This window comes from Sphingobacterium sp. UBA7625, from assembly GCF_002484085.1.
Taxonomy (GTDB): Bacteria; Bacteroidota; Bacteroidia; order Sphingobacteriales; family Sphingobacteriaceae; genus Sphingobacterium; species Sphingobacterium athyrii.
Genome location: NZ_DLJD01000011.1, coordinates 19736 through 28679, shown reverse-complemented (window position 1 = coordinate 28679; position 8944 = coordinate 19736). Strand labels below are relative to the sequence as shown.

The following is an 8944-nucleotide window of genomic DNA, read 5'->3' as shown; positions in this document are numbered from 1 at the left end:
CAGAATTCAAATATATCCGTAATCCAGAAAAGATAAAATGGTTGCAAGACCGCATGGAAGCGGATCGTAATATGCCAAAATTTTCTTTGGATACCAAAAAGAGAATCTTAAACAAACTTAACGATGCTGTTGCTTTTGAGAACTTTTTGGGAACCAAATTTTTGGGTCAAAAACGTTTTTCATTAGAAGGTGCGGAAAGTTTAATCCCTGCATTGGACTCTGTCATCGAGAAAGGTGCTGACATCGGTATCCAAGAGTTTGTGATCGGTATGGCGCACCGTGGTCGTTTGAATGTTTTGACCAACATTATGGGTAAATCCTACAAATCCGTATTCTCTGAATTTGAAGGCAAAACCTATGCGGATGATCCTGAAGTCAACTTCGGTGGTGACGTAAAATACCATTTGGGTTTCTCCTCAGAAGTAAAAACCAACGACGGCAAATCTGTGCATCTTAGTCTGGCACCAAACCCTTCCCATCTGGAGACAGTAGATCCAATTGTCGAAGGTATGGTACGTTCTAAAATCGACTTCAAATACGATGGCGATTCATCGAAAATTGCACCTATCATTATCCATGGTGACGCTGCAATCGCCGGTCAGGGCGTTGTCTATGAGGTCACTCAAATGTCCAAACTAGATGGTTACAAAACAGGAGGTACCGTCCATATCGTTATTAACAACCAGATTGGCTTTACAACAAACTATAAAGATGCACGTTCTGGCACCTATTGTACAGATGTAGCAAAAATTACGTCTTCGCCCGTATTCCATGTCAATGGAGATGATGCTGAGGCTGTCGTTTACGCGATCAACTTAGCTGTTGAATACCGTCAAAAATACAAAACAGACGTATTTATTGATTTGTTATGTTACAGAAGATTTGGTCACAACGAGGCGGATGAGCCTAAGTTTACACAACCTTTGTTGTACAAAATCATTGAAAAACATCCAAATCCGAAAGAAGTATACGCAAAAAAATTAATTGCTGAAGGAAGCGTTGATGAAGCGTATTCGAAAAATATAGAGAAAGAATTTAAAGCGGAATTGCAGACTAAATTTGAGGAAGCAAAAACAGTTGAAGTATTGACTGAAGAAATTCCGATGTTTAAAGGTGCATGGGAAGGATTACGTCCAGCGAAAAAAGGAGAAGTATTAACAACAACCGATAAAACACAAGTTGCGAAAGATACGTTCCTGAAATTAGCGAAAGAGATTACCACATTACCTGCGGACAAAAAATTCTTCCGTAAGATCACCCGTTTATTTGAAGACCGTGCCAAAATGATTAGCAATGATGCATACGATTGGGCAATGGGTGAATTAATGGCTTATGCGACCTTATTGGATCAGGGCAATCGTGTTCGTATCTCCGGTCAGGATGTACAACGGGGTACCTTCTCACACCGCCATGCTGTATTGACGCTGGAAGATTCCGAAGAGAAATATGTTCCATTGGCAAATATCAAAGGTGGTGACAAGTTCTCGATCTACAACTCTTTACTTTCAGAATATGCTGTTTTGGGTTTTGAATATGGTTATGCATCTTCTAATCCAAATTCATTGACAATCTGGGAAGCACAGTTCGGTGATTTCTACAATGGAGCTCAAATCATCGTAGATCAATATCTGTCAAGTGCGGAAACAAAATGGAAACGTTCAAACGGTTTGGTCATGATGTTGCCACATGGTATGGAAGGACAGGGCCCTGAACACTCTTCGGCACGTATCGAGAGATTCCTGGAATTATGTGCGGATGAGAATATGATCATGGCAAACTGTACATCACCGGCAAACTACTTCCATTTGTTGCGCCGTCAACTGGTACGCGAATTCCGCAAGCCATTGGTGGTCTTTACGCCAAAATCCTTGTTGCGTCACCCGAAAGTGGTTTCTCCATTGAAAGACTTCACGGAAGGCGTATTCCAGGAAGTGATTGACGATGCAAATGTTGCTGCAAAAGATGTAAAACGTGTATTGTTCTGTTCTGGTAAAGTTTACTATGATTTATTGGAAAAACAAGAAGCTGACAAACGTAAAGATATTGCAATTGTTCGCATCGAGCAGTTATTCCCAATTCCGGCTGAGCAGTTGAAAGCGATCCGTAAAAAGTACAACAAGGCTAAAGAGTTTGTATGGGTACAAGAGGAAAATGAGAACATGGGCGCATGGTCTTACTACTGCCGCAAACTGATGGGTACCGACATTGCGTTTACAGGTTTCGTAGCACGTAAAGAAAGCGGAAGTACAGCGACAGGTTATATGAAACAACACGTTGCCCAACAAGCAGCAATCTTAAATAAATCATTCGAATAAAAACAATTTAAAATCAATTGCGTCTTATCTACAGGACGCAATTGTCAATAAAGAACATTATATATGAGCTTAGAAATTAAAGTACCAACCGTAGGTGAATCTATCACGGAGGTAACCTTATCACAATGGTTGAAACAAGATGGCGATTATGTGGAGATGGATGAAAACATCGCCGAACTGGAGTCAGACAAAGCAACGTTTGAGTTACCAGCTGAAAAAGCAGGTATCTTAAGAATCATTGCACAAGAAGGTGATACTTTAGAAATCGGTGCTGTCGTTTGTACAATTGAAGAAGGTGAAGCTCCTGCTGGCGGTTCAGCTCCGGCTGCTGCACCTGCTGCTGAGGCATCATCAACTGCAGCTCCAGCTGCTGCTGCAAAAGACGAAGATCCAGATAGCTACGCTGCTGGTACGGCTTCTCCTGCTGCCGCAAAAATTTTGAGAGAAAAAGGAATTGATCCTTCAACAATAAAAGGAACAGGTAAAGATGGCCGCATCACGAAAGAAGATGCTGAAAAAGCACAACCTGTTGCTAAAACTGCTGCTCCAGCGGCAAAACCTGCGGCTCCGGCTGCTACTCCTGCAGCGGCTCCAGTTGCTGGTTCAAGAAATGAACGTCGTGAGAAATTATCGTCTTTACGTAAAACAATCGCAAAACGTTTGGTAGCTGTTAAAAACGAAACGGCCATGTTGACAACATTCAATGAAGTCAATATGCAACCGATCATGGATCTTCGCGCCAAATATAAAGATACGTTCAAGGAGAAATTTGGTATCGGTCTTGGTTTCATGTCTTTCTTTACTAAAGCAGTAACAACAGCATTGGCAGAATGGCCAGCAGTGAATGCTCGTATCGAAGAAAATGAAATCGTGTATTCTGATTTTGCAGATATTTCAATTGCGGTTTCCGCTCCTAAAGGGCTAGTTGTTCCTATTATCCGTAACGCAGATGCGATGTCTTTGGAGCAAATCGAAAAAGCGATTGCTACATTGGCAGGTAAAGCACGTGACAACAAGTTAACAATCGACGAGATGACTGGTGGTACATTTACAATCACTAACGGTGGTGTATTTGGCTCCATGATGTCAACACCTATCATCAATGCACCGCAATCAGCAATCTTGGGTATGCACAACATCATTCAACGCCCGATCGCTGAGAATGGTCAGGTTGTGATCCGTCCAATGATGTATATCGCGCTTTCTTATGACCACCGTATTATTGACGGTCGTGAGTCAGTAAGCTTCTTGGTTCGTGTAAAACAATTATTAGAAGATCCAGCTCGTTTATTGTTGGGTGTATAATTGTTGCCAAAATATGATAACAAAAAGACCTATACGATTGTCGTATAGGTCTTTTCTTTTTGCGGATATTAATCATTGCTCCCTATCCCGCGCCGCATTAGACCGTCCGACGTACCTTTTGCCGAACTTGCCGCTGCGAATCTATATCAAGGTTTTCATTTCTTCTTTTTAATTTATACTTTCAACTGTGGATATTTGTTTGATATTAGATTATCAGCGAATTAAATAAGCTAACGAAGTTCATGTTTTGACCAGCAGAACGGTAGATGCATTAAATAAACAATTATGAACAGTAAGATAATAGGCCTGACGATAATTCTTTTGCTCGCTGTGTTCACACTCTCAGCCAATATGGCCAATCCATTTGGTCCCCATAGCATTACGGCCCAATTGGTTCCTGCGGGTAAAGCAAAAGTACTTCGCGAACGAATTGATATACACCTTGTGCGCGACACGGTAGATTATGATTATCAGAGCCTATTCAATATAGAATATATCATCCATGCCGAGGAAAACATGGACTTTCCCTTGGTGTTTCTTGCGCTCAATTTAGATGGATTAGAAAACGTGACTGTTAACCAAAAAGAGATTAAATCTATTCCATTAGATCAAAAAAATCCTAAATTACCGTTTTTACGGTTCAAAGATGGCTACTATGAGATCAGCTATGGAAATGCGGAATGGGAGCAAATTAACCTAAATGACGCCTTTTATTTTACAGCCAAACTTCACAAGGGTGAAAACAGTATTAAAATTCAGTACCGTGCTTTGATGGGTTATGACCGTCGGGATATCCTCACAAAATATGAAATTGAATATCTCCTATTTCCTTCGAAGTACTGGTCTTCCTTTGGACCAATTGATCTGTACCTGCATACGGGAAATAAGATGAAGGCTTATGCGCAGAATTTGGGCGCTCCAAAACAGCAAACAGACACGCTCGTTCACTGGATCATTGAATCCCCCGGAAAACAAAGCAGTTTTAAAATCGAGGTAGGTGAAAAAATAGCGTTCCCTGCAAAGGCACTCCTTTGGATCCATCCCGAAGTCCTTGCCCTGATCGGATCCATTCTCCTGCTTTATTTACACATCAGGTATATTTACAAGAAATACAAAACTGGTGCTTATCGCTATGCGCTGCTGCTGGGAAATCTTATTGTACCGGCATCATTTTACGGCTTTTGCTGGTTTTGGACCAGTCTGGCAAATTACTTGGTCAATGGCATTTTTGCGCATAACGCCCGGGGTTATATCCTCCTGGTCCTATTTACGCTACCTCTGATTTATATTATCTATGGCCTCGCCTTATTTGTTGTCGACAGGAGTATCAGGGCTAAATTTCAGCAAAGACAACCGGAGTAAGCCGACCTATTTTTTATAGGTCAGCTTATTTTCAATCATGCGATTGTTATATTGCTGAATAAAAGCTTTCATCTTGGTTTCCATTGTATCTAGGATCGCAGGATGCTGTTTGAGTAAATCTTGTTTCATCAAACGATCTTGCTTCATATTATAAAGAGATACCGGTTTAAGACCATCATAAGACATCATGTAATCTTTATAATAAAAATTATAGCTTCCTGCATTATTGTTCAGCACAAAATTATCCCGCCCCGGCTTAAATGCATCAGCGCCAAATGCAAAATAAGGTTCGTCATAATGGAGGTAATTTAAGACTGTCGGCATAATATCAATTTGTTGGACCAATTTATCCGCTTTGCCGACCAATCCATCTCCGGGGGCATAAAATATGATCGGAATTTGAAAACCACCCGCTGTAGTCTGATACTCCGGCAGGTAACTTACGGTGGCATGATCGGCACAGATTACAAATAAGGTATTGTTGAACCAGGGCATTTTAGAGGCCGTCGCAAAAAATTCACGCAGGGCATTGTCGGTATAGCCGATCGGCTCCTGTACCGGCAGTGGTCCTTTGGGAAATTTCCCCTGGTATTTTTCAGGCACCTTAAAAGGATGGTGTGATGACAGCGAAAAGAAACTTGCAAAAAATGGCTGCTTTAACGTATTGATCTTATTGGCGGTGAACTGTAAAAAGGGTTCATCCCAGATTCCCCAGATACCGTCAAAATCCTGATCGTTATTGTATTCGGTTTTGCCAAAATAGTGTTGGATTCCCGCTAGTTTCATATAGGCCGAGAAGCCCATGCTTCCGTTTGGAGCACCATGAAAAAATGCAGTCTCATAGCCCTTTTTCCCCAGCAGTTTAGCTAGACTGGTCGTCTCATTACCAGAATACACCGAGAGTACAAAGGGCTCACCGATGGAAGGGATACCCGTAATGACCGAAGGCAATGCATCAATGGATTTACGACCATTGGCATAAGTATCTGTAAAGGTATAGCCATTGCGAATCAACGAATCTAGAAAAGGTGTATAGCCTTTGTATTGACCACCTTGAATGTCTTTGTTCAATTCACCAAAATGTTCTTTCGCGAAACTCTCCAAAATCAAGACAACGACATTCTTTTTATTGAAGGGCTTGTCCGTTTGCGGCAGATGAATTGGATCATAAAGCTTTACCAGCTCCTGTTCCGGATAATAATTCACTGGTTTAAGGCTCACGGCTTTTAAAGTTTTCAAAATGCTAAATGGCGTATTCAGCACAATATTCATTTCCTCGGGGGTATCTACATAATCACCGGCATTGCTCAAAGTGATCGGACGCGTACTGTGTGCCCATCCGCCACGGACACCACCTATAAAAAGAAAAGCGGTCAGTAGAAAGAAAGGAAGCTGAATCAGGAAAGGCTTCCAGGAATAACGTTTTGGTTGTTCCAGTTGGATCAACCGATACGATTTGGACAGGCCATAAACGAGCAGTGCAAATACCAGCAGGAGATACCAATAATCAAGACAAAAGTCAAATGCCAATTTAAAAAGATTGGATTCATTTGAGAATTGACTTAGCACCGTACCTGTCGTCCGTTTTAGTGTAAAAGGATAATAGGCATAGTCGATTAGATTCAACGCGATCCCCAGTGAATTGACTACGACAAAGATCCATTTGGAAACCCGCTGATAGGTCGGATTATAGATGAATGGTCCGGGTACCGTTTGCATAACGATGTAGAGAATATTCAGATAGAGCAAAGCAACGGTATCAAAACGGATGCCCCCGCCAAACATCACAAACAGTTTTCCCGCATTTACGTTGGGAAATAAGGAGGAATTCAGTAAGTAAAATCCCCATCTCAGCAGGGCATAAATGATTAAAAGAAAGGCAAAACGAATGGCGACTGCAATATAGGGTGCTAGTATTCCTCTTAATTTCATCCGGTTAATATTTTAGAAATTCACGATAGACCTGTTGATAATATGCTTTGGCAATATTTAAAATACTGTCTGTTTTAGCTGCAGGATAGTCTTTGTTAGCTCGATAATTGATAATTCGGCCCACATTATCAAAAGATACCGCCTGCTCGGCTGTGATTGCACCAAAGGCGTCTTTGGAGTTATAGAACGCAATTTGCGATGTCGTTGGGTTAAATAAATCACGGCTCCAATGATATCTATTGGTCGGGAGCTTCAGCTGCGTCAATAACGTGGCTGCTAAATCTGTTTGATTTCCGATGCGATCGAAGATTTTGCCCCGATATTCAGGCTTAATCACATCGCCAAAAAAGATCAATGGAATATGAAATCTATTCGGGTGATAAAGCTCCCATTTTTCCGAGGGCAACCGATGTCCATGATCCGCAACAATGACAAAAAGCGTATTTTTATACCATGCTTCCTTTTTGGCTTTGCCAATGAAATCGAAAACAGCCGAATCCGTATAGTTGGCCGTACTTCTAAACTTATCCGCATTATTGGTACTGCCAAATTTGTAACCATGCTTTAATTCGAATGGTTCGTGATTGATTAAGGTAAAGATTGTTGAAAAAAACGGCTGTTTTTCTTTGTTAAAATCTTTGATCATCTGATTAAACACGACATGATCGTATACGCCCCAGGAAGCTCTTTCGGCATCCAGTCCAAAACTGCCATTATCAACTACTTTGGAGATACCGTGTGTCAGCATATAGGACTTGAAATTATAAAATTCACTTTGTCCGCCATGATAAAATGAGGTTTCATAGCCTGCGTGATCAAATTCCTGCCCAATGGCAGGCATGTTTTCATGTTTGTCGATGTATTTAATGATACTTTCCGGTCCCTGGGCCGGAAAGCCGCTTAAAATAGCAATCATCCCCTTATCCGAACGGTCAGCCGCCGAGTAGATATGATCAAATAAAATCCCGCCTTTGATCAGTTCTTCCATATGTGGTGCAATTCCCTTCTCACCGCCCAAAGATTGAACAAGATCACCGACAAAACTTTCCAGCATGATGATCACAACATTCGGACGTGTGGTGGATAATACCTCAACTGCAGAATCGGGCTGGCTCTGAAAAACTGGCTTTAGCTGTTCCTGAATAGCCCTATCGTCCGATCCATAGAAATCATATGGGCTTTTTAACTTGGTGCTTTTCGTAAAAAAGTCACGCAAAAGTGACCACTGTGTATTTACCGCCGCATGATTATAAAAGGTCACTTCGGAATAATAAGCTTTACTGGGGTTTAGTGTCGCGCGGCCATAGCCCCCGCGGATAAAGGTAAAAAGAACAAAAGCGCCTACCACCAGTTTAAAAAAATTGCCAATCGGTGATTTAACATTATAAAAATGTACCTTTTTAAACATCCAGCGATAGAGAAAATAGCCACAGAATATGCCCGCTAACATACCCAATATCGGAAGAAAAACCGGTGTAGATTCCGCTGAAGCTACAGCTCCGGAAGGCGAAGCCAAGAAAGCATCTATGGCACGTTTTGATATTTTGTCGCCCCATTCGCGATAGATATTGACATTGATAAAGCTGGTTACGAAAAATAAAACGAGTACAATAACGGTATAAATATCAAGGATGGTACGTTTTGGTTGAACCTTTGGAAAGAATCCCAGAATACAATAAATAAGAAATGGAAGGGCACAGATATAGGATACTGCTGAAAAATCAAGGCTTAATCCATGAAAATAAATTCTAAAAATTTCGGTGAAATGCCCCGCTCCGATCTTTTCAAAAAAAGCAAAAATAAAAATAAATCTATCTAGAAAACAGATAATTAGCCAAAACAAGAAATATTGTGTTAACGCTCTAAGTTCGTTCGCAAATCGTTGCATCCTTTCGTGTAAAAATAAAACAGGCAAATTTACATTAATTTACATTAAAACTAGGCTAATTGACTAGTAATATGAAGAAAAGATTAAAAAAGTATTAAGGTTTGAGTATTGCACCCCTATCCTTGGTCCTTGATCTACAATC

At 41.0% G+C, this 8944-nt stretch carries 5 protein-coding genes; 3 read left to right on the top strand and 2 right to left on the bottom strand.

Translation table 11 applies throughout. The annotated features are described in order from the left end of the window. From B4G94_RS04275 to B4G94_RS04265, 3 genes are all read left to right on the top strand, one after another. Window positions 1-2315 (top strand): 2-oxoglutarate dehydrogenase E1 component (locus tag B4G94_RS04275; protein WP_286857316.1); only part of this gene is annotated, 2315 nt, incomplete at its 5' end. A gap of 63 nt (window positions 2316-2378) precedes the next feature. Further along, window positions 2379-3620: a 2-oxoglutarate dehydrogenase complex dihydrolipoyllysine-residue succinyltransferase gene (odhB, locus tag B4G94_RS04270; RefSeq protein ID WP_165309020.1), complete on the top strand. Its 1242-nt coding sequence runs from the start codon at window positions 2379-2381 to the stop codon at window positions 3618-3620. Window positions 3621-3905: 285 nt separating this feature from the next. Next, entirely contained in the window at window positions 3906-4982 is a 1077-nt protein-coding gene (locus tag B4G94_RS04265; protein ID WP_286857314.1) for a hypothetical protein, read from the top strand. A gap of 6 nt (window positions 4983-4988) precedes the next feature. Here the strand turns inward: B4G94_RS04265 and B4G94_RS04260 are convergent, their stop codons facing one another. Next, window positions 4989-6914: an LTA synthase family protein gene (locus tag B4G94_RS04260; protein WP_165309022.1), complete on the bottom strand. Its 1926-nt coding sequence runs from the start codon at window positions 6912-6914 to the stop codon at window positions 4989-4991. Window positions 6915-6918: 4 nt separating this feature from the next. Continuing rightward, complete coding sequence (locus tag B4G94_RS04255) at window positions 6919-8802, bottom strand: LTA synthase family protein (protein ID WP_286857312.1); 1884 nt, start codon at window positions 8800-8802, stop codon at window positions 6919-6921. Window positions 8803-8944 lie beyond the last annotated feature (142 nt).

Excerpts from the sequence above, each read along its gene's own strand:
- odhB (WP_165309020.1), top strand. The coding sequence starts at position 2,379 with ATGAGCTTAGAAATTAAAGTACCAACCGTAGGTGAATCTATCACGGAG.
- B4G94_RS04265 (WP_286857314.1), top strand. The coding sequence starts at position 3,906 with ATGAACAGTAAGATAATAGGCCTGACGATAATTCTTTTGCTCGCTGTG.
- B4G94_RS04260 (WP_165309022.1), bottom strand. The coding sequence starts at position 6,914 with ATGAAATTAAGAGGAATACTAGCACCCTATATTGCAGTCGCCATTCGT.
- B4G94_RS04255 (WP_286857312.1), bottom strand. The coding sequence starts at position 8,802 with ATGCAACGATTTGCGAACGAACTTAGAGCGTTAACACAATATTTCTTG.